Origin of the sequence: Acinetobacter sp. P1(2023), from assembly GCF_028367635.1 — a bacterium.
GTDB classification, from domain to species: Bacteria; Pseudomonadota; Gammaproteobacteria; order Pseudomonadales; family Moraxellaceae; genus Acinetobacter; species Acinetobacter pittii_E.
Window position 1 is genome coordinate 1 of record NZ_JAQNDD010000016.1, and the last position, 21,114, is coordinate 21,114.

Consider the following 21,114-nt stretch of genomic DNA (forward strand, 5'->3'; position numbering starts at 1 on the left):
GTTAAAGTTGTTTTACCATGGTCAACGTGACCGATTGTGCCCACGTTTACGTGTGGCTTATTACGTTCAAACTTGGCTTTAGCCATGATGATCTTCCTTTATAAACTACTCATGGAGGGTCACCCCATGAGCACTTGGTTTTTAACTAAGAAATTAGTTTGGGCTTATAGTAATCGAAAGATTACTCGTCGTCACCTTTTTTACCGCCAGATTGGAATTTAGCGATAATGCCTTCAGCCACGTTACGTGGAGTTTCAGCGTATTTAGCAAATTCCATAGAGTAAGTCGCACGACCTTGAGACATAGAACGCATTTGAGTCGCGTAACCAAACATCTCAGCAAGAGGAACTTCAGCTTTAATTGCTTTTGTTCCACCAGGAAGATCGTCCATACCTTGAACCATACCACGACGACGGTTTAAGTCACCCATGATATCGCCCATGTAGTCTTCTGGAGTTTCTACTTCAACTTTCATGATAGGTTCAAGAAGGATAGGATCCGCTTTCATGAAACCATCACGGAAGGCATAAGAACCTGCCATTTTGAACGATAATTCGTCAGAGTCGACGTCATGGTAAGAACCATCGAATAATGTCGCTTTAATACCAACAACAGGGTAACCAGCCAATACACCATTCTTCATACGTTCTTGAATACCTTTGTCAACCGCGCCAAAGAATTCTTTAGGTACTACACCACCAACAACTTCTTCAACGAATTGGTATTCTTTACCAGCTTCTTCAACATCAAGCGGCTCAAGACGTACATATACGTGACCAAACTTACCTTTACCACCAGTTTGACGTACGAATTTACCTTCTTGTTCAACAGACTTTTTGATCGTTTCACGGTAAGCAACCATTGGTTTACCAATGTTAGCTTCAACACCGAATTCACGCTTCATACGGTCAACAATGATGTCAAGGTGAAGCTCACCCATACCAGCAATAATTGTTTGACCAGATTCTTCGTCTGTACGAACGCGGAACGATGGATCTTCTTTAGCCAAACGACCTAAAGCGATAGACATTTTTTCTTGGTCTGCTTTAGTTTTTGGTTCAACAGCCAATGAAATTACTGGCTCTGGGAATTCCATACGCTCAAGAGTAATGATGTTTTTCTCATCACATAATGTATCACCAGTTGTAACGTCTTTAAGACCTACACACGCTGCGATATCACCTGCACGGATTTCATCAAGATCTTGACGTTCGTTCGCATGCATTTGCACGATACGACCGATACGTTCACGCTTAGCTTTAACTGGGTTATAAACCGGATCACCTTGTTTAAGAACACCAGAGTAAACACGTACGAATGTTAAGTTACCTACGAATTTGTCGTTCATGATTTTGAACGCAAGCGCAGAGAACGGAGCTTCGTCAGATGCTTCACGAGACGCTTTAGTTTCGTCTTTGTCGTCAAGGATACCTTCGATCGCTTTAACTTCTGTAGGTGATGGTAAGAATTCAATTACAGCATCCAACATACGTTGAACACCTTTGTTCTTGAATGCAGAACCACAAAGCATTACTTGAATTTCAGAAGCTAATGTACGAGCACGTAGACCTGCAATGATCTCTTCTTTAGAAAGATCACCTTCTTCAAGGTACTTGTCCATTAATTCTTCAGAAGCTTCAGCCGCAGCTTCAACCATTTTTGTACGCCATTCTTGAGCAGTATCAACTAGGTCAGCTGGGATATCAGCATATTCAAACTTCATACCTTGAGATGCTTCATCCCAGATAATCGCTTTCATTTCGATAAGGTCAACAACACCCTGGAATGTATCTTCAGCACCAATTGGCACAACGATAGGTACAGGATTACCACCTAAACGAGTTTTAACTTGCTCAACAGCACGGAAGAAGTTTGCACCAGTACGGTCCATCTTGTTCACGAATGCTAAACGAGGCACTTTATATTTGTTCGCTTGACGCCATACAGTTTCAGACTGAGGTTGTACACCACCTACAGCACAGTAAACCATGCACGCACCGTCAAGAACACGCATAGAACGTTCAACTTCGATTGTGAAGTCTACGTGTCCCGGGGTGTCAATTACGTTGATACGGTGTTGTTCGAATTGGTTACCCATACCAGACCAGAAACAAGTTGTAGCAGCAGAGGTAATTGTAATACCACGCTCTTGCTCTTGTTCCATCCAGTCCATTGTTGCTGCACCGTCGTGTACTTCACCAATTTTGTGAGATACACCTGTGTAGAACAAAATACGTTCAGTTGTAGTTGTTTTACCTGCGTCAATGTGCGCAGAAATACCGATGTTACGGTAACGAGTAATTGGGGTTTGGCGAGCCATGATGTCTACATTCCTAAATGTTATATTTAAAACAGGACGCACCAATTAAATTGATGCGCGCGAATATCCAAACAGGCAACTTAAATACCTGCAAAGCCCCCACTTTGATAGAGAGCAATGTTGAATCGAGCTGCTGTACGCATGAATATTCTCCTGAATAAGGCCTGTTTTATCCGCTTAGAAACGGTAGTGAGAGAAGGCTTTGTTAGCTTCAGCCATACGGTGCACATCTTCACGTTTTTTGATTGCTGCACCTTTACCTTCAGCTGCATCAAGCAACTCACCAGCAAGACGTAAAGCCATCGTTTTTTCAGAACGCTTAGCAGCAGCATCTACTAACCAACGCATAGCTAAGGCAGTACGACGGGATGGGCGTACTTCCATAGGTACTTGATAAGTAGCACCACCAACACGGCGTGCTTTTACTTCAACCATAGGACGAACTTTTTCAAGAGTAGTCTCGAAAAATTCAACTGGGTCTACTTTGTTTTTTTCTTGAACGCGTTCTAAAGCACCGTAAACGATACTTTCTGCAATCGATTTTTTACCATCTTGCATTACGTGGTTCATGAATTTAGCGATTGTTTGGCTGCTAAATTTTGGATCTGGAAGGATCTCACGAGCAGCGACTACGCGACGTCTTGGCATTTTAATACACCTAATAATATGACACTTCAGGATGATCCAGCAGTTTGTACAAGTGTCATGTACACGACGCTGGCCTTACTATACGTCGCTTGAATTACAAATCTATGAAGAATTCAAACAAGCGAAACGCTAAAGGGCTTATTCGACTAGTTTCCTAGAATTACTTCTTAGGACGCTTAGTACCGTATTTAGAACGTGATTGATTACGATCTTTAACACCAGCACAGTCTAATGAGCCACGAACGGTATGGTAACGTACACCCGGTAAGTCTTTAACACGACCACCACGGATAAGAACAACACTGTGCTCTTGTAGGTTATGGCCTTCACCACCGATGTAGCTAGATACTTCAAAACCTGAAGTTAAGCGAACACGGCAAACCTTACGCATAGCTGAGTTAGGTTTTTTAGGTGTAGTTGTATAAACACGTGTACAAACACCACGACGTTGTGGACAAGCCTTCAACGCAGGAACTTTGGATTTTTCAACCAAAGTCGTACGACCCTTACGGATCAACTGATTCGTTGTTGCCATATGGCAATTCTCCCGTTATTAAAAAACCTTAAAAAGAAAATACCTCTTTTTAAGGGCACATAATTGTAAGCCAAGATGCAAAAATGGTCAACACGGCAATACATTACCAAATGTTGACCATATCAATGTTTGACAGGACGATTTACAAATTTAAATGGAGGTTAGTTTCACTTTTTAAACCTTCTCTTTGTAAGGGTATTGTTAAGAGTATTTCTTATCTTCCATTATCTCATCATCGTCTTCAGGAGTTAAAGCTGGCTTTTGCTCAGTATGCTCATGCTCTGCTACATGCTTGTCAGCAAGTTTTTCGAGGCCCTGATGAACATTTTCCTGAATTTTTTCTTCACTCTTTGTGCCTTCGGTAGGCTTTAACACAATAGAAACTTTTGAAATCACATCATGATTTTCTACTTTATGATGATGAGCAGCATGAATATTGCCATCCTCACCTACATTTAAAAGTCTTGGACTAGCTTTTTGGATGAGTGTAACCGCAGCATAATAAGCCTGTAACGGAGATAAATGCTCACTTGGGTGTTCATTTAAATAATGTCTTGCAGCTCCGAAAATTGCTTGAGCTTTATGACCTACGTCTTCTTGTAATTTCCAGCTATACACTGCGCTTAAAACAGCTCCGGCAACTGGTGTAAATTTACTAAAAGCAGACAGTTTAGGAATACGGTTTAACCAATCCCATTTAAACTCCCCATCTTCATTTACCAGCCAGTTTTTTAAAGTGTCTATATCTGTGGTTGAACCCAACACTTGCTGAAATTGATGAATATCTTGAGTTTCCAACATGTTTCGTAAGGTTTTCAACGCCAACAAAAGAGTTTGCTTTTCAGCGATGAGACTAATATCAACTTCTTTAAAAATAAACTCTACAACATCTTGATCAGTAGCTTCTAAAAGATCAAAGCCATGTGATCTTCCTGTTTGATAAATAGTTCTTAAAACCAAAACTAATGAAACTGGAATATCTACCGCTGCACCTACAACACCAGAGATACCTGTAATGGCACCTTGTACAGTCGCAATAAGCTTGTTTTGTTCAATAAGTGCCTGACTTAAACGTTGAGAACGGCTGGTATCTTTAGTTAATTCAAATAAATCTTTGGCACCCGCTTCTTCTAGGATTTTTTCAGTTAAGGTACTTTTTGAACTAAAGTCATTTAGCCAATCAAATAAATAGCCTGAGATTTTTTCATCCCAATCCGGTGAAAGAAAAGTAGCAACGCCATTTACTTTTTTAAAATGTCGGCCAAACACCTGACGCGTGACTTTTGGTAAATGCTCTCTTAGCATTTGTTGAGGACTTTCATATTGCTCAACTTCAAATGGGCTTTTTGTTCTCGATCTACCTTCAACAGTTTTTCCAGTTGGGATGGGTTCAATTACCTTACTGACGTCACCTGATTGGTTTTGTTGCAAGATACTCAATCCTGTAGAACTGAGCTTTTTAGCCACTCCGAAGACCTGAGAAAACAAATTGTCAGATTGATTATTATTAAATTTTGTCATCAAGTACCTCGATTTTTTAATTTATCTAATTAGAGATAAATACTAGGTGGAATGTGGATTTATCTCAACTTGAATGTGTGTATTTTAGTTAACCCTAAATGCAACATACTATGTATTTGGTTATTTTTTTTAAATGTAAAATTGTCATAAAGATTTGCCATAAGAAATAAAAAACCTTTCTGCTATCATGTTAACAACGAAAAACATGAGTCTCGTTTTCTTACAGCTATATTCTCCTATTCATTTTCATAGCTGTTGAACACGATAGACTCTTAATATCACCATAAAGGGACCTGTAGATGAAACGTGTTGTAATCACTGGTATGGGTATTAACTCATGTATCGGTAACTCTTTAGAAGCAGTTACTCACTCACTTCAAAATGGAATCTCCGGGACACGTTTTAACCCAACTTATGCTGAACTCAATTTTAAAAGTCATGTTAGCGCTGCTGCAGACCAAGAATTTGATAATATCGATCGTAAATTAAAACGCTTTATGGGCGTATGTGCGATGTATGCCTACAACGCTGCTGTAGCTGCAGTTGAACATGCAGGACTTACTCCTGAGCAACTTAGCGGTAACCCACGTTATGGTATTGCTGGTGGTTCAGGTGGTGGCTCAACTGCTTCTGTTGTTGAAATGACAGAATTATTAGAAACTAAAGGCGCACGTAAAGTAGGCCCATTCTTCGTGCCACGTAACATGTCAAACACCATTACTGCGAACGTTGGTGTTGCATTTAAACTACAAGGTATTTCTCATACTATTACGAGTGCTTGCGCAACTTCTGCTGACGCAATTGGTTATGCGTACAACTTGATCCAACTTGGCAAACAAGATCTTATGCTTGCTGGTGGCGGTGAAGAAGATCACTGGTCTCAAAGTTTATTGTTTGATGCAATGGGCGCACTTTGCTCAAAATATAATGACACTCCAGAAACAGCATCTCGTCCATATTCAGCAGACCGCGACGGCTTCGTTATTGCTGGCGGTGGTGGTTTCGTAGTACTTGAATCACTTGAGCATGCACAAGCACGTGGTGCGAACATTTTAGCTGAAGTTGTTGGTTATGCTGCTAACAGTGATGGTGCAGACATGGTTGCTCCAAGCGGTGAAGGTGCTACACGTTGTGTATTAATGGCACTTGAAGAAGCTAAACAACATGGCGTAGAAAAAATTGACTATGTAAATACACATGGTACTTCTACTCCAGCAGGTGACATTACTGAACTTAAAGCAATGGAACGTGCATTTGGTGAAGGTAAGGTACCTCCTCTTAGCTCAACCAAATCGATGACAGGTCATAGCTTGGGTGCAGCTGGTGTACAAGAAGCTATTTACTCTGTACTAATGATGCAAAATGACTTTATTGCACCAAACATCAACGTAACTGAACTTGATGAAGGCGCAAAACCTTTTGATATCGTACTTGAAAAACGTGATGCAAAATTGAATACTGTAATGAGTAACAGTTTTGGCTTTGGCGGTGTTAACGCTTGCCTTATTTTCAAGAAGTGGGATGCATAATCCCACGTAGGATTATCGATGGATGCACCTTCTGATGCTTTTTTGTGGGTAAAAGCATTACATATTATTGCCGTGGTTTGTTGGTTCGCTGCTTTGTTCTACTTACCACGTCTATATGTTTATCATGCTATGAGTGAAGATGCTGCAAGTCATCAACGCTTTGAGGTAATGGAACGTAAGTTGTATCGCGGAATTATGTGGCCTTCGATGATTGCTACATTAATAACCGCGCATTTCCTAGTAGATTGGGGTGATGCAACTCGACATTATCATCAAGCCACATGGTTTTACCTCAAAGTTGGATTAGTGGCTTTATTAGTCATCTACCATTTGGTATGTGGCTATTATCGTAAAAAGCTCATCGGAAATGCTCACTATAAATCACATAAGTTCTGGCGATTCTTTAATGAAATGCCAACCTTAATTTTATTTGCTGTTGTGATTTTAGTTGTTGTAAAGCCTCAGTTTTAACTGGGGCTTTTGCTTTTCTTATCTAAGCATTCTTTTATTCATCCTAATAAAATGCACAATCTATTCAAACAATTATATTTCTCAAAACAGAACCATAAAATTAATCAATACCCTACCTCTTTATTTAGCAATACCTAACCTATACTATGCTAAAGAAATAGATGAACTCATTTAATGGCAAAGCTATGCTAACTTTTAATGCCTTTAAACGCTTAATCCATACACCATTTATTCTGATTACACTTTTTATTTTCCGGCACTTAAAAAATTACCCGATTAGACATTTGACTGCTCAAGAAAAAATATTAGCGCAAATGGTCTTTGGAGATATGCTTAATTGTGAAACACCTAAAATTATTGCTACTCGTTACCTCCCTTGGCAATCTTGCGGTATTTTTATGGCCCCCAATGGGAATATTTATGTCAATCCTTCTGATTACAGTGAAAACTACGCGCTAGAATCTAAGTTTATGCAGGGTATTTTTATCCACGAACTCACACACGTCATGCAATATCAAAAAGGCATACATGTCCTACTTAAAGGTGCTTTATTACAATCAGCCTATTACCTCAGCTTTAAAAGTTACAATCCCTATAAATACACCTATCATCCTCACAAAGCATTTAGTACGTATAATATTGAACAGCAAGGCGAAATTGCACGCGACATTTGCTCTGGAAAAATCCCCAATATCATCTGTTCACCTCAACTTGATTTGTAACTAAATAATCAATTTAGCTTTGAACGTAACATTTCTTGCTTAATGTAAATGAGAATTCTTATAAATCAGAAATACTTATCTAAACTATAAAAGTAGGCTTACTTAATTCAAATTATTGAAAAAAATAGAACAGACTTATTCCAAATTAGCTTGTGATAAGGCAGTATACAAACAATAAAAATAATGAAGCCTGTTTCTATTCTATACAGAAAATCTCGTTATTTTTACGCAGAAAATATGGGATTGGTATATATTATTGATCTTGACATTTTTGTTTACTATTTTAATTGTTTACTATCGTATCATACACATCGTTGAAAAATTATATCCATAAAAATCAACACTGTGTGTATCTATATTCGTTATGATCTAGGATTAGGTTTGAATGAAAAGTTTTAAAGTTGCCCTTGCTCAGTTTTCTCCGCATATTGGCAATATTGACTCAAACACCCAAAAGATGATTGAGCAAGTAAATCAGGCGAAAAAACAAGACGCTGACCTGATTATTTTTCCCGAGCTTTCTGTTATTGGTTATCCGGCTGAAGACCTATTGTTACGTCCAAATTTAAATAAACGTATGCAAAAGGCTTTTGCACAACTTGCCGAAGTTAAAGATATTGTTATGGTTTTCGGATTTGTGAACCAGACAGAAGATGGTCAACGTTATAATTCTGCTGCTGTCATGAAAGACGGTCAAGTTTTGGGTGTTTTTAATAAACATAATTTACCAAACTATGGCGTCTTTGATGAAAAACGCTATTTCCAGAAAGGCCATCAGCATTTGGTGTTTGAATATCTTGGGCATAAGTTTGGTGTATTAATCTGTGAAGATATCTGGTCAATTAATACGGTCAAACAGTTGAGCCAATTAAATGTTGATACGGTTCTTGTACTCAACTCATCACCATATGAAGTCGGCAAACCACAGCACCGCATACAGACCTTAAGTGAACTTGCAAAACAACTTCATCTAAATATTGTTTACGTTAACCAAGTGGGCGGACAAGACGATTTAATTTTTGATGGCACAAGTTTTGTCAGTAATCAAAATGGTGAAATTGCTTTACAAGCGCCGAGCTTTAAAGAAGATATTTATATTGCTGAATTTGACCGTGATACAAAGTTATTTAAAGTCACTGAGTCTGCTCCTGCATTAGAAACATTTGCCGAAATCTATCAAGGTTTAGTCATGGCAACTCGTGACTATGTAGAACGTTCAGGATTCCCTGGTGTAATTTTAGGTCTTTCTGGTGGTATCGACTCTGCCCTCACACTCGCAATTGCTGTTGATGCGATCGGTGCTGAAAAAGTCCAAGCTGTAATGATGCCTTACACCTACACCTCTCAGATTAGTGTAGAAGATGCAGCAGAACAAGCTCGTCGTATGGGTGTAACTTTCGGTATTGCTGAAATTCACTCAATCGTAAATAGCTTTATGCAAACCTTGTATCCTTTCTTTGGTAATTCACCAGCTGATGCAACTGAAGAAAATTTACAAGCGCGTGCTCGTGGCACATTGCTTATGGGCTTATCAAACAAGTTTGGTAATTTAGTCCTTGCTACAGGGAATAAATCTGAACTTTCAGTTGGCTACTGTACGCTTTATGGTGACATGGTTGGTGGCTTTGCGGTTCTAAAAGATGTTTATAAAACAATCGTGTTTGAATTAGCAAAATACCGTAATAGCTTAAGTGAAACGCCTGTGATTCCTGAGCGTGTCATTACTCGCCCACCTTCAGCAGAACTTCGTCCAGATCAAAAAGACCAAGATTCTTTACCAGCTTATGATGTATTGGATGCCATCCTGTACGCATACATTGAAGAAGATTTAGGTCAGGCCGATATTATTGCCAAAGGTTTTGATAAAGAAGTTGTTGAAAAAGTCATCCGTTTAGTTGATCGTAATGAGTACAAACGTCGTCAAGGTGCGATTGGCCCGAGAATTACTTCTCGCGCATTTAGTCGCGAACGACGTTATCCGATTGTCAACGGTTGGACAGCGAATGACTGAGCAGAAAAACTCATCAAAAACTACAGCACTTGCTCAAGCACTTTTGCTTGAGCAAGTGGAATTTTTCAAAAAACAATTATCTATAGAAAACTCACCTATTTATTTCCAGCAGTTCATTCAACTGTTTATGCAACATGCCGATGACATCAAGCTCCATGAGGTTGTTGATTTAGAACAATTACAAGCCGTTGTAAAACGATATGCTTTTGAAATGCAGCTAGGGGCCGGTTTACTTGAGTTTATTGGGGAAATTGCGCAGCGTATTTATCTAGCTGCCATGAAGTCTCCAATTCAGCTACAGGACTTGGTCTCTGACCATCAATTTGAAATGTGGCTCTCCAAATTTTTGGAAATGGAACATATTCCTCATTATCTCAACCAGTTTTTAAGAACTAGTCCTTCTGTACAGCAACTTTGCCAATACATTGCAACTTCAACCTTAGAACAAAAATTACCAAAATTTCTAACAGCATCTAGAGTGGATGACTACCATTTTGAATGGCAACATAAGCTCAAAAAATTCTCATTTTTACAACAACAACGCCTTGAGCATAAACTTGAAACTTGGATTGCCGGCTTTATTCATGAGCAACTTACAGAATTAAGCCTTTTATCGAGCGAAGATTTAGAAAGTCTAGTGCGCCATGTTTGGGAAGACATTAGACATAAAAAAATGTATGAGTTTATGAAACAGCTCACTCCTCTCGATGTAGAAGAGTTCTTTGTTTTAATTTATGAATACTGGAAAGAATTACGCCAATCGCAATTCATGCAAGATCTGATTTTGTATGGCGTAGAAGTTTTTTATGACTTTTATAAAGATCAGAGTTTATTTGAAGTATTAAGTGAGATTGGTTTAACCGAAAGCGACTTACAAACTGAAGCTTTACGTTTTTATCCGAAGGTGATGAATGCCTTTAATGAGCACGGTATTTTAGAACCATTACTTCAAGCGCTTTTAGCTCCCTTTTATCAAAGTTCCAAAACACTCGATATGATTGAAAAACATTTTAATGAGTAAAAAATAGATAAAAAGAAACCACGCAGGAGCGTGGTTTTTAAAATGGTGGCTATGACGAGACTTGAACTTGTGACCCCCGCATTATGAGTGCGGTGCTCTAACCAACTGAGCTACATAGCCGTAAACTGTGTGCGCATTATCTATAGTTCTGTATAGCAGGTCAATAGGTAAAAACCCTTAATGTCCATCAATTGAACAAATAAGATTCAGATCATCATTATTTGTTCTTTTTTTAGCAATTTTTTGCTTTAAACAATTGATCGGCCACAGAAATATATTAAAGATCTAATACTAATTTTTTACCTTTAGCTCTCGATACACAAATCATCATGCTCTTTTGTGAAGCTTTTTCGGCATCACTTAAGTATTGATCAAAGTGATCTGCTTCACCTTCTAAAATAGCAGTTTCACATGTACCGCATACGCCTTCGCGACATAAGCATTCCACATCAATATTTAACGTTTCAATGGCTTGTAAAATCGTCTGATTACTTTGTACTTCAATTTCCTGATTAGACTTAGCAAGTACAACCGTAAAAGCTTCCCCATCTTCAGGAACTGTTGATGCAAATTGTTCCCAATGAATGTACTCGTCGCGATAACGATGCTTATTACAACAGTCAATTACCGCATCAATCATGGGTTTAGGCCCACATACATAAACATGTGTGCCTTTAGGTTGCGATGAAATCAACTCATCCAAATTCAATGTGCAACCTTCTGAGTCAACATAGCTAAATACATGCTCGGCATGTTTCTGCTTTAGCTCATCTAACAAAGCCGCATGTTCAGGCGAGCGATAAGCATAATGTAACTCAAACTCAACACCGCGTGCTGCAAGCTCATCCATTTGAGGCAAGAATGGTGTAATGCCAATTCCACCTGCAATTAAAATATGTTTATTGCCTGTTTCGGCTAATGGAAATAAATTTTTTGGTTCTGAAATCTGAATTTCACAGCCTTCATTACACTGATCATGCATAAACACTGACCCTCCCTTACCTTCCACATCTTTACGAACGCAGACTTGGTAAGTTGATAGGTCTTGTGTACAACTCATCAATGAATATGCATTTGAAAGCTGTTCATTCATTTTGACAATAATATGGCTTCCCCCACTAAATCGAGGAAAGTTCTGCCCATCTTGACGTTTGAACGTAAACCGTTTTATTAAAGGGGTTAGCTGCTCCACATGAGTAACAACCGCCGGGAACATTTCATAATGACTCGCCATATTAGAATCCTTCTTTTACCGCATATTCTTGTTGTTAGGGCTTATCCTTAAAGCCCTAAACACATGTATTTAATGGTCATGAACTCTTCAAGACCATACTTTGAGCCTTCACGCCCAACGCCTGATTGCTTCACACCGCCAAATGGTACAACTTCATTTGAAATTGCTGTGGCATTCATACCGACCATTCCATATTCAAGCTGTTCTGACACTCGCCATAAGCGTGAAATATTTTCGCTATAAACATAAGCGGCCAAACCAAAGATAGTGTCATTGGCTTGAGCAACGACATCTGCTTCATCTGTAAAACGAATAAGCGGTGCAACTGGACCAAAAATTTCTTCTTGGACAATTTCCATGGTACGGTCAACGTTCGTTAGAACTGATGGCTCATAGAAGGTTTGCCCTAAAGCATGCTGTTTGCCGCCACAAGCTACCTTAGCGCCTTTACTTAACGCATCATCAATTAACTGTTGTGCTTTCAAAACTGCTTTTTCATTAATTAATGGGCCAATTTGCACGCCATCTTCAAGTCCATTACCGACTTTAAACTTTTGTACTTCTTGTACAAACTTCTCGGCAAAAGCTTGGTAAATATTGTCATGTACATAAATACGGTTAGCACAAACGCAAGTTTGGCCCGCATTACGGAACTTGGCAAAAATCGCGCCTTGTACAGCTTTATCCAAATCGGCATCATCAAACACAATCAGTGGTGCATTACCGCCTAACTCAAGCGCCAACTTTTTAATAGTGCTTGAACACTGCTGCATCAATAAGCGGCCCACTGGCGTTGAACCCGTAAAGGTCAATTTCTTCACTTTTTCATGTGAAGTAAATACAGAGCCAATTTCTTGAGATTTACCGGTCACAACATTAAGCACACCAGCCGGAATACCTGCTTTTTCTGCAAGTTTCGCAATCGCTAACGCGCAGTAAGGCGTTTCATTTGCTGGCTTAATGACAACCGTACATCCTGCTGCTAAAGCGGGAGCTGCTTTACGGGTAATCATGGCGATTGGGAAATTCCACGGCGTAATAGCAGCCACGACACCTACAGGTTCTTTACTAATAATAAAACGCTGCTGATTATTGACGGTTGGAATCACATCGCCATAAATACGCTTACCTTCTTCGGCAAACCATTGAATAAATGATGCAGCATAACGCACCTCACCTTTCGCTTCTGCCAAAGGTTTTCCTTGCTCAATGGTCATGATTAAAGCGAGTTCATCGGTATGATCGAGAACAAGTTTGTACCAAGCCAATAAAATATCTGCACGATTTTGGGCAGTTAAAGCTTTCCAACTTTGTAAAGCAGTATAAGCAGCCTCAACCGCTTGTGTAGCCTCAGCCGCTCCCATATTTGGAATTGTGCCAATTTCTTCGCCTGTTGCTGGGTTACTTACCGGAACCGTTGCATTTGACTGTGCAGCTAGCCATTGTCCGTTAATATAGGCGTGTTGCTGAAATAATTCAGTACTTTGTAAACTCGACATATCATCTTCCTAACTGAAGAATCAGGTGTAAGTCATCTTTACACCTGAATAAATCCATTTGTTTTATTTATGATGCTGCGCTACTAAATGTTGGAAGTAAGCAATACCATGTTCACTAATTCCAGAGCGTTGTTTATCAGTCATGATACGGCCTTGACCGCGATAACCACGTGATTTCAAACCACGTTGTACGCTTTCGACCAAGTTCAAATCTTCAGGGCGGAATACATTGCGATACCACTCAATCAAATCTTTCTGATCTTGAGTAAGTTCTTCGTTTGTGAAGTAAATATCGTAATGTTGCAAAGTCGTTTCTGCATCAACTGGAAATTCATAGATCACAGTCATGAAGTTGCTGCCCGGTGGTACGTTGAACATGGTGCAAGGCCAAGTCCAGAAACCATGAAACTCAGGATCAGTTACCGATGGATCAAGCTTAAATGACTTCTCAGATGAGCGAGCAAAGCCATATTGCAATGTCCAGTTTTGATGTGTTGTGTGCCAATATTTATCAACTTGTACCGAGTCAGCAAAGCCAGGATGCGCTGGTCCACAGTGATAGCACTCTAGATAGTTATCAACAATTACTTTCCAGTTTGCCGGCGTTTCTGTCACAAAACGTGCTGCCAATTTCAAATCTTTAATTACGCTACATGCTTGATTTAAACGTTCAGCAAATTCCGGAAGTTGGTCTTCTACACAAGTCGCATTTTCATCCATATTAATGAAAACAAAGCCAGCATATTCCTCAACTTTTAAAGGCACCATGCTTGAGTTTTCTTTGTCAAAAGATTCAACATGGTCACAGTTACGCGCCAAGGCTAAGCTACCGTCTAGCTTAAAAGTCCAAGCATGGTATGGACAAGTAATTACATTTTTTGCTTTACCACTGCCACTTAAAAGCTCGTGACCACGATGCGGACACACATTATAAAACGCACGTAAAACGCTATCTTTACCACGAATGATGACAATATTTTCACCAATTACTTTACGGGTAATATAGTCATTCGGTTGTGCCAATTCACTGCCATGTGCAACACAAATCCAGCTTTTAGCAAAGATTGCTTCTTTCTCATGCTCAAAAACTTGCGATGAAGTATAGAAAACTTTAGGAAAAGTCCATGCAACATCTGGGTTTGCACAAAAATCTTCAGGTAATTTTTCAACTGCACTCATGTTATTACTCCATTAAATTCTTTTCGTCCAAATGACTCGATATTAAATTGATGTCTTTTCGACATTGCCAAACATGCGGCGTATCGCACTCAGCATGTTTTGATATAACTGTTGAACTTCTGGGCAATCACGCATGAGACGTAAACTGCCATGTAATAAACCTTTACCTAAATGGAATTCACTTGAAATTCCTGCTTGTTCCAATTTTTGGGTAAGGAAATAACCGTCATCACTTAAAGGGTCGTATTCTGCAACGGCTACAAAACTGGCAGGCATATCTGAAAAATCAGTTGCCAATAAAGGCGCTAGACGTAAATCCTGCCAATCTTGAGAGTTAGGTGCATATTCCTTTAAATAAAAATGCATATCTTCGGTCGTTAACAGCGGCGCATGGGCATGCTTTTGTGCGGCTGGTGTATCAAGTGCTGTAGTTAAACACGGATAAACCAAAGCCAGACCTTGAGCTTGCAAACCACTATGCTGTAGATGCACAGCAAGGGCTGCTGCTAAGTTACCGCCTGCGCTATCGCCTGCTAGAACGATATTTCCGCTATCAATCTGCCAGTCAGAACCATGTTGTTTAAGCCATTGATAGACTGCTAAACAATCTTCAAAAGCTGCCGGAAAACGATGCTCTGGTGCCATGCGATAATCCACACCAATGACAACTGCATTTAAGTCCTGACATAAATAACTGGTAATAAACTCATGTGAATCGAGCCCACCAACCATCCAACCGCCGCCATGCAAATACAGCACACACGGCCAACCAGCTTCAGGTTGTTTAGTTTTTGGTGAATAGATACGAACAGGTACAGAATGCTCCGCATTTGCAACAACTCGGTCTTCTACTTCAATCTTGCCATCACGAGGCAAAGTGTAGTGTCGGCACATCGCGTCATATGCTGCACGAATTGAGTCAATATCTGCATCTGCTGGTGAATAAATGCTGCTCCAGTACACTAAGCTTTGCATTTCTTCACTTAAAACATACGTGGTCTGTTCACATGTCGTCATTACCGTTCCCTCTAGCTGGTTTTTCTATCCAGTTTGATTGAGCTTGCTAGCTCAAGTTGCATCCGTTTTGCATGTTCATCTTGAGACTGGTTTAAACCAATTTCTGCATCATCATAACCTTGTTGCTCAATTAAATGCGATGGGACTTTGGCATAATCCTGAATCAGCCATTTCACTAAACCATAGGTTTGAATCAGAATAATCACGATGAATGGTAAAGCCGTCACAATGGTTGCTGTTTTCATGGTGTCTAAAGGTGCCTTACTAAAGATCATGGCAATCGGAACCAAAGTCAGCATGACACACCAGAATAGACGGGCATTTGGTGATGGATCTTGTCCTTCACTTAAACCACGTGTACATGTTGCTGAAACCGCATACCCTACTGCATCCATGTGTGCAGCCAAAAATACCACCATAATGCCGAGGAAAATCCACATCATGAGCTTTCCGGCTGGTAACAGGCTAAGTAATTGACCAATCGCAACCTCACCACCCTGTTGGCTTAAGATTTGTGGCACATTTACAGCCCCATGAATAAAGCTATAAACACTGTAGTTTTCAAACACACCAAAGATGAACCAAAGACCGACACTGCCACCAATGACCATGGCAAAGATCACTTCTTTAATGGTACGACCTTTAGAAACACGCGTTACAAACAGTGCCACACCCGGTGCATATGAAATCCACCATAACCAGTAGAAAACAGTCCATTCACGAGTAAACTTGCCATCGCCCATTGGGTCGGTAAATAAACTCATATCCACAAAGTTGGTTGCCATTAATCCAAAACTCATTAATGAATTATTCAAAATGAATTGAGTCGGACCAAAGCAAAGTACATAAATTGCAAATAGCACCACACCCAAGCACACCATGTGGCTTAAACGCTGCATGCCCTTATCCATACCGACATAAGAACTGAGAGCAAACAGAACCGAAACTGCCAAAATAATGATGACCTTGGTCATAAAAGTATTTGGAATACCTGTGAGCTGAGACAAAATATTGGTAAATGTCACGGCGGTGAGTACTAATGAAATCGTCAATGCACCAAACATGCAAAGCAAGAACATAAGGTCGACTAAACGTCCAACCACGCCGGTTGATTTAAAGCCTGTCACAGCTTCAATCACAGAAGCCAAACTTAAGCCTTTATTTTTTCTCACATGATAGCTGTAGCACAAAGAAATTGATGCCAAAGCATAAATTGCCCATGCACTTAAACCTGAGTGAAAAAACGAGTAAGCCACGCTATATTTCAATGCTTCTGCTGACTCAGGCGGTAAGCTCAAACCCGGAGTTTGATAATAGTAAGCCCAGTCCAGAAAGCCCCAGTACAATGTAGAAGACCCGATACCCGACAAGATGAACATAAAAATCCATGACATCGTGGTGTATTGAGGTTTCCCTTCACCTAGTTTGATTTTGCCGTATTTACTAAAGGCCAAACCAAAAGTAAAAATGATAGCTAAAAAAGCAAACAGTAATACTGGGGTTGTAAATACCGATGTCGTCCACTGCATCCATGTTGCAGCAATCTTGATCGACTCTTGCGAATAAATTGCCAAACCAGCAACTGAAATAAATACAAACAGTAAGCTGGTTACGGCAAGAACTTTATCCGTATAAATTTTTGTGTTTTGATTATCCATATCCCTACATCCATTTTTGGATGGCGTTATTCCATAGCGAACACGTCCATTTTAGTTTGGGCTACACACGATGCAATTGCATCTCCTACCTCATAAGTTTTTGCCTGACCGCCGATATCGGCTGTTTTTGGCCCATTAATTAATACATTCTCAATCGCCTGCATAATGTCCTGACCTGCTTGAATGCAGCGTTCATCATCTTCGCCAAAGAATTCAAACATCATGGCGCCCGACCAAATCGCAGCGATTGGGTTGGCAATTTGTTTACCGTAAATATCTGGTGCTGAACCATGTACAGGTTCAAACAATGATGGAAATTTTCTTTCTGGGTTTAAATTTGCAGAAGCAGCCAAACCAATGGTTCCTGTACATGCAGGACCTAAATCGGAAAGGATGTCACCAAATAAATTGGATGCCACGACCACATCAAAACGTTCAGGTTGTAAAACAAAACGAGCCGCTAAAATATCAACATGCTGTTTATCAGCCTGAATTTGTGGATATTGTTTTGCCATCGCATCAACGCGTTCATCCCAGTACGGCATGCTAACTGCAATACCATTGGACTTAGTCGCTGCTGTAATCTTTTTCGCATCGCGCTGATTTGCAAACTCAAATGCATAACGCAAAATTCGGTCTACGCCATGACGTGTAAATACTGCTTCTTGTAAAACAAATTCTCGATCTGTTCCTTCAAAAGCTTTACCGCCAATGGCTGAATATTCACCTTCACTATTTTCACGAACCACGTAGAAGTCGATATCGCCCGGTTTTTTACCTACCAATGGACATTTCACACCTGGCATTAAGCGTACTGGACGTAAATTCACATATTGGTCAAAACCACGACGGAACTGGAGCAGTGAACCCCATAGTGAAATATGGTCAGGTACTTTATCTGGCCAGCCTACAGCGCCAAAGTAGATTGCATCGTAGCCCTGTAAAGTTTCAAACCAGTCATCGGGCATCATTTTGCCGTGCTCAAGGTAGTAATCACAGCTTGCCCAATCAAATGCATCTAGCTGAAGCTCAATGCCATACTTCTCTGCTGCTGCCTTTACAACCTTAATGCCTTCTGGTAGAACTTCTAAACCAATGCCATCGCCTGCAATCGTGGCAACTTTATATCTTTTTGCCATAAGCTTCCTTCACACCTTCGACTAATATCCTTGTATGGCTTAAACATGATGTTTTAAGCAAAAATGATCAATAACGGAACTATCACTCCAATGGACACGGATCGTGAACAATCTACCTAACCTATCGGATTTAAAGGTTTTTTGCACAGTCGCCAAACTCAAAAGTTTTGTCGAATCTGCTGAGGAACTTGGGACATCGCCAGCTTTTATTAGCAAGCGAATTAATATTTTAGAAAACACGTTAAGCTGCAAACTCTTTCATCGCAGCACGCGTCATGTCAGCTTAACGGAAGATGGCAAACTCATCCTTGAGAGAGTTTCAAATATTCTTGAAGAATTTGATGAAGTCTGTGAACTGGTCAATAACCCGCTGAGTACGCCTACAGGTCGTATGGATATTATTAGTAGCTTTGGTTTTGGCAGAAAGCATATCGCACCAATTCTGTCTAAATTAATGATGCTTTATCCAAAGCTCCAAATTCATTTTGACACTATCGACAATACCAAAGACCTAATTCAACACAGTATTGATTTGGACATTAGAATTGGTAATGAAATTGCGCCGAATATGATTGCAAAGAAGCTGGCTTCCAATTTTCGGATTTTATGTGCATCGCCAAGCTATTTACTTAAACATGGCGTACCTGACAGCATTGAAGATTTACAATCACATGATTGTTTAACGATTAGTGAACGCGATCAATCCTCGGTACTCTGGAAATTTAGGCATGCTTCTGAAGATGTCTCCGTACATATCAAACCCCGTTTTGTTTCAAATAACGGCGAGATTATTCATCAGCTTGCCATAGAAGGTCACGGTATTATTTTCCGGTCAATTTGGGATGTTGCAGATGAGTTGATTACAGGCCAACTTCAGCATATTTTGCCTGAGTACTGGCAAGATGCAGATATTTGGGCGGTTTATCCATCACGGCTTAAAAGCTCATCTAAATTACAAACCTGTATTTTATTTATTCAAAACGAGCTGCTCAACCGTTTACAGCATGTTCAAAATCTAAACCGAGGGCAACTCATTTCTCCAGCAGTTAAACGAGAACCACCGCCTGAAAAAGTCTTTCTATGAAAAAAAGCCCTAAGTGAGGCCTATTCACTTAGGGCAATAAATTGCTTTTAAATTTTAAAAATAGTACCCAATTGAAAGATAAAATAATTTATCCCAATCATTACTGCTACCTTGTGCAAGGCCATCAGCCCTACCGCCAACCATTGGATCATTTTTACTCAGAATGTATTCACCCTGAATACCAATGGCTTTGTAATTAAAATAAACGCCTGCAATTAAGCGTTCAGAGTCTTTATAGCTATCCTCATCTTTAAAGAAGCGGCTATGAGAGATATAAGGTTTAATATTTTCAAGTTTGTGGAATGGCTGAGCAAACGTATAGTTAATTTCATTGACCAAATATTTACCCTTATTAGCAACTTGATACGGGTAATCAAATGCTCCAATGGTTGAGCTATTTGGAAATAAATTATCGCCATTGGTGACATCTTGCTTCCCAGCCAAGAACATCCATTGCCATGCTTGATATTGTGTTTGAGCAAAAACGTTCCATGACTTACGATGACCATCTTCATCAGTTCTTTTATTTTCTAAATCAGAGTACCAAACTGAACCACCTAACTCGGTCGAAAAATTTTGTGCCTTATCAAGCTCAAATTTTCTAGACGCTCGAGCAATCCACATATTCTTTTCTTCAATATTAGTTCCTGTGGTTAAATCATCAGCTTCAACAAAATTACCGCTATATCTGCTTGAGTCCTTTGAGGTTCCTTTATAATTTCCGCCATCAGTTGGATAGAAACCTAAAGTTAAATTATATTTATTATCTGCAAATTTATATTTGATCCCTAGATTATCGATGTCTTCTAAACCGACTGTATTTAAAAGCGTTTCGTAGTAACTACTGCCCCAAAATTCGCCAAAGCCGAAATCAACGGGTTGTAAACCTGCCGTGATTCTCTGCTGGTCAGATAACTTATAACCCACCCATGCTTTTTTTAGGAAAATCGCATCACATAAGCGATCATATTGATAACAACGGGCATCCGCACCTGCAATCCAATCTGGATTCTCATAACCTAGCACTAATTTAATATCAGTTAATCGCCAGTCATCATTTTGAGAACCTTCATTTGCATCAACTACATAATCTTTATGCAAATAGCGAGAGCGTACCGCGCCAGAAACTTTAAACTGACCCGAGTCTAAAGTTGGATCTCCCCAACTTAAATCGGCCGCAGAGACTTCCACTCCTGCCGTTAAACTTAAAATCCCTAAAAATAATAATGACCTTTTCATGTCTTCAACATCCTTGTTAAGTGTTATAAGAACATGAAGAAATTGACGTAGACAAACAATGCCACAACTATAAAGTCGGTCTTTACAAACTGTGTTTAATCAAAAAATGAGCATAAAAAAAGACCACGCAGGAGCGTGGTCTATAAAATGGTGGCTATGACGAGACTTGAACTTGTGACCCCCGCATTATGAGTGCGGTGCTCTAACCAACTGAGCTACATAGCCGAAAACTGTGCGCGCATTATCTTAACTTCTTTAACGCACGTCAAGAAAAATTTTAAATAAAA

The 21,114-nt window shown here is 39.7% G+C and carries 18 protein-coding genes and 2 tRNA genes; 6 read left to right on the forward strand and 14 right to left on the reverse strand.

The genetic code is table 11. From position 1 onward, the window contains the following. The 5 genes from POD11_RS17040 to POD11_RS17060 form a co-directional block, all read right to left on the reverse strand. On the reverse strand, positions 1–86 hold an 86-nt coding region (locus POD11_RS17040), incomplete at its 3' end, for a GTP-binding protein (protein WP_001029592.1). A 95-nt stretch (positions 87–181) separates the two neighbouring features. Further along, a complete protein-coding gene (gene fusA / locus POD11_RS17045) occupies positions 182–2,320 on the reverse strand; it encodes an elongation factor G (protein WP_016142010.1) in 2,139 nt (712 codons plus the stop codon). Positions 2,321–2,497: 177 nt separating this feature from the next. After that, a complete protein-coding gene (gene rpsG / locus POD11_RS17050) occupies positions 2,498–2,968 on the reverse strand; it encodes a 30S ribosomal protein S7 (RefSeq protein WP_001138055.1) in 471 nt (156 codons plus the stop codon). A 160-nt stretch (positions 2,969–3,128) separates the two neighbouring features. After that, positions 3,129–3,503 (reverse strand): 30S ribosomal protein S12, encoded by a 375-nt coding sequence (gene rpsL / locus POD11_RS17055; protein ID WP_002050319.1) that lies wholly within the window; start codon positions 3,501–3,503, stop codon positions 3,129–3,131. A gap of 201 nt (positions 3,504–3,704) precedes the next feature. Next, on the reverse strand, positions 3,705–5,024 hold the full coding sequence (locus POD11_RS17060; protein WP_239967530.1) for an EcsC family protein: 1,320 nt from the start codon (positions 5,022–5,024) through the stop codon (positions 3,705–3,707). Positions 5,025–5,323: 299 nt separating this feature from the next. On the opposite strand from POD11_RS17060, the gene POD11_RS17065 reads away from it, so the two are divergent. The 5 genes from POD11_RS17065 to POD11_RS17085 all read left to right on the forward strand — a co-directional run bounded on the left by POD11_RS17065 (position 5,324) and on the right by POD11_RS17085 (position 10,778). Continuing rightward, complete coding sequence (locus tag POD11_RS17065; protein WP_016142012.1) at positions 5,324–6,553, forward strand: beta-ketoacyl synthase N-terminal-like domain-containing protein; 1,230 nt, start codon at positions 5,324–5,326, stop codon at positions 6,551–6,553. 18 nt (positions 6,554–6,571) lie between these two features. Further along, entirely contained in the window at positions 6,572–7,024 is a 453-nt protein-coding gene (hemJ, locus tag POD11_RS17070; RefSeq protein ID WP_016142013.1) for a protoporphyrinogen oxidase HemJ, read from the forward strand. A gap of 161 nt (positions 7,025–7,185) precedes the next feature. Further along, positions 7,186–7,746 carry a hypothetical protein gene (locus POD11_RS17075; protein ID WP_262458074.1) on the forward strand — a complete coding sequence of 187 codons (561 nt, stop codon included), beginning with the start codon at positions 7,186–7,188 and terminating at the stop codon, positions 7,744–7,746. A 385-nt stretch (positions 7,747–8,131) separates the two neighbouring features. Continuing rightward, positions 8,132–9,757 carry an NAD+ synthase gene (locus tag POD11_RS17080; protein WP_060466105.1) on the forward strand — a complete coding sequence of 542 codons (1,626 nt, stop codon included), beginning with the start codon at positions 8,132–8,134 and terminating at the stop codon, positions 9,755–9,757. Continuing rightward, entirely contained in the window at positions 9,750–10,778 is a 1,029-nt protein-coding gene (locus tag POD11_RS17085; protein WP_262458075.1) for a hypothetical protein, read from the forward strand. The genes POD11_RS17080 and POD11_RS17085 overlap by 8 nt, the downstream gene beginning before the upstream one ends. 43 nt (positions 10,779–10,821) lie before the next feature. Here the strand turns inward: POD11_RS17085 and POD11_RS17090 are convergent. The 7 genes from POD11_RS17090 to POD11_RS17120 all read right to left on the reverse strand — a co-directional run bounded on the left by POD11_RS17090 (position 10,822) and on the right by POD11_RS17120 (position 18,504). After that, positions 10,822–10,898 (reverse strand) — tRNA-Met (locus POD11_RS17090). Between the two features lie 157 nt (positions 10,899–11,055). Beyond that, positions 11,056–12,012: a carnitine monooxygenase, reductase subunit CntB gene (gene cntB / locus POD11_RS17095; protein ID WP_262446792.1), complete on the reverse strand. Its 957-nt coding sequence runs from the start codon at positions 12,010–12,012 to the stop codon at positions 11,056–11,058. Between the two features lie 47 nt (positions 12,013–12,059). Beyond that, entirely contained in the window at positions 12,060–13,511 is a 1,452-nt protein-coding gene (locus POD11_RS17100; RefSeq protein ID WP_016142017.1) for an NAD-dependent succinate-semialdehyde dehydrogenase, read from the reverse strand. 63 nt (positions 13,512–13,574) lie between these two features. Next, a complete protein-coding gene (cntA, locus tag POD11_RS17105; protein ID WP_002120432.1) occupies positions 13,575–14,690 on the reverse strand; it encodes a carnitine monooxygenase subunit alpha in 1,116 nt (371 codons plus the stop codon). Between the two features lie 42 nt (positions 14,691–14,732). Continuing rightward, a complete protein-coding gene (locus POD11_RS17110; protein WP_262458077.1) occupies positions 14,733–15,707 on the reverse strand; it encodes an alpha/beta hydrolase in 975 nt (324 codons plus the stop codon). Positions 15,708–15,718: 11 nt separating this feature from the next. Continuing rightward, positions 15,719–17,365 carry a BCCT family carnitine transporter gene (locus POD11_RS17115; RefSeq protein WP_057074931.1) on the reverse strand — a complete coding sequence of 549 codons (1,647 nt, stop codon included), beginning with the start codon at positions 17,363–17,365 and terminating at the stop codon, positions 15,719–15,721. Between the two features lie 26 nt (positions 17,366–17,391). Further along, on the reverse strand, positions 17,392–18,504 hold the full coding sequence (locus tag POD11_RS17120) for a tartrate dehydrogenase (protein ID WP_016142021.1): 1,113 nt from the start codon (positions 18,502–18,504) through the stop codon (positions 17,392–17,394). A 103-nt stretch (positions 18,505–18,607) separates the two neighbouring features. Here POD11_RS17120 and POD11_RS17125 point away from each other — a divergent pair, with 103 nt between their 5' ends. After that, positions 18,608–19,588, forward strand: coding sequence for a LysR family transcriptional regulator (locus POD11_RS17125; RefSeq protein ID WP_016142022.1), 981 nt, complete (start codon positions 18,608–18,610; stop codon positions 19,586–19,588). A 54-nt stretch (positions 19,589–19,642) separates the two neighbouring features. Here the strand turns inward: POD11_RS17125 and POD11_RS17130 are convergent, their stop codons facing one another. Next, positions 19,643–20,827: an OprO/OprP family phosphate-selective porin gene (locus POD11_RS17130; protein WP_262458078.1), complete on the reverse strand. Its 1,185-nt coding sequence runs from the start codon at positions 20,825–20,827 to the stop codon at positions 19,643–19,645. A 148-nt stretch (positions 20,828–20,975) separates the two neighbouring features. Then, a tRNA-Met gene (locus POD11_RS17135) sits at positions 20,976–21,052 on the reverse strand. Positions 21,053–21,114 lie beyond the last annotated feature (62 nt).

Excerpts from the sequence above, each read along its gene's own strand:
- fusA (WP_016142010.1), bottom strand. The coding sequence starts at position 2,320 with ATGGCTCGCCAAACCCCAATTACTCGTTACCGTAACATCGGTATTTCT.
- rpsG (WP_001138055.1), bottom strand. The coding sequence starts at position 2,968 with ATGCCAAGACGTCGCGTAGTCGCTGCTCGTGAGATCCTTCCAGATCCA.
- rpsL (WP_002050319.1), bottom strand. The coding sequence starts at position 3,503 with ATGGCAACAACGAATCAGTTGATCCGTAAGGGTCGTACGACTTTGGTT.
- POD11_RS17060 (WP_239967530.1), bottom strand. The coding sequence starts at position 5,024 with ATGACAAAATTTAATAATAATCAATCTGACAATTTGTTTTCTCAGGTC.
- POD11_RS17065 (WP_016142012.1), top strand. The coding sequence starts at position 5,324 with ATGAAACGTGTTGTAATCACTGGTATGGGTATTAACTCATGTATCGGT.
- hemJ (WP_016142013.1), top strand. The coding sequence starts at position 6,572 with ATGGATGCACCTTCTGATGCTTTTTTGTGGGTAAAAGCATTACATATT.
- POD11_RS17075 (WP_262458074.1), top strand. The coding sequence starts at position 7,186 with ATGAACTCATTTAATGGCAAAGCTATGCTAACTTTTAATGCCTTTAAA.
- POD11_RS17080 (WP_060466105.1), top strand. The coding sequence starts at position 8,132 with ATGAAAAGTTTTAAAGTTGCCCTTGCTCAGTTTTCTCCGCATATTGGC.
- POD11_RS17085 (WP_262458075.1), top strand. The coding sequence starts at position 9,750 with ATGACTGAGCAGAAAAACTCATCAAAAACTACAGCACTTGCTCAAGCA.
- cntB (WP_262446792.1), bottom strand. The coding sequence starts at position 12,012 with ATGGCGAGTCATTATGAAATGTTCCCGGCGGTTGTTACTCATGTGGAG.
- POD11_RS17100 (WP_016142017.1), bottom strand. The coding sequence starts at position 13,511 with ATGTCGAGTTTACAAAGTACTGAATTATTTCAGCAACACGCCTATATT.
- cntA (WP_002120432.1), bottom strand. The coding sequence starts at position 14,690 with ATGAGTGCAGTTGAAAAATTACCTGAAGATTTTTGTGCAAACCCAGAT.
- POD11_RS17110 (WP_262458077.1), bottom strand. The coding sequence starts at position 15,707 with ATGACGACATGTGAACAGACCACGTATGTTTTAAGTGAAGAAATGCAA.
- POD11_RS17115 (WP_057074931.1), bottom strand. The coding sequence starts at position 17,365 with ATGGATAATCAAAACACAAAAATTTATACGGATAAAGTTCTTGCCGTA.
- POD11_RS17120 (WP_016142021.1), bottom strand. The coding sequence starts at position 18,504 with ATGGCAAAAAGATATAAAGTTGCCACGATTGCAGGCGATGGCATTGGT.
- POD11_RS17130 (WP_262458078.1), bottom strand. The coding sequence starts at position 20,827 with ATGAAAAGGTCATTATTATTTTTAGGGATTTTAAGTTTAACGGCAGGA.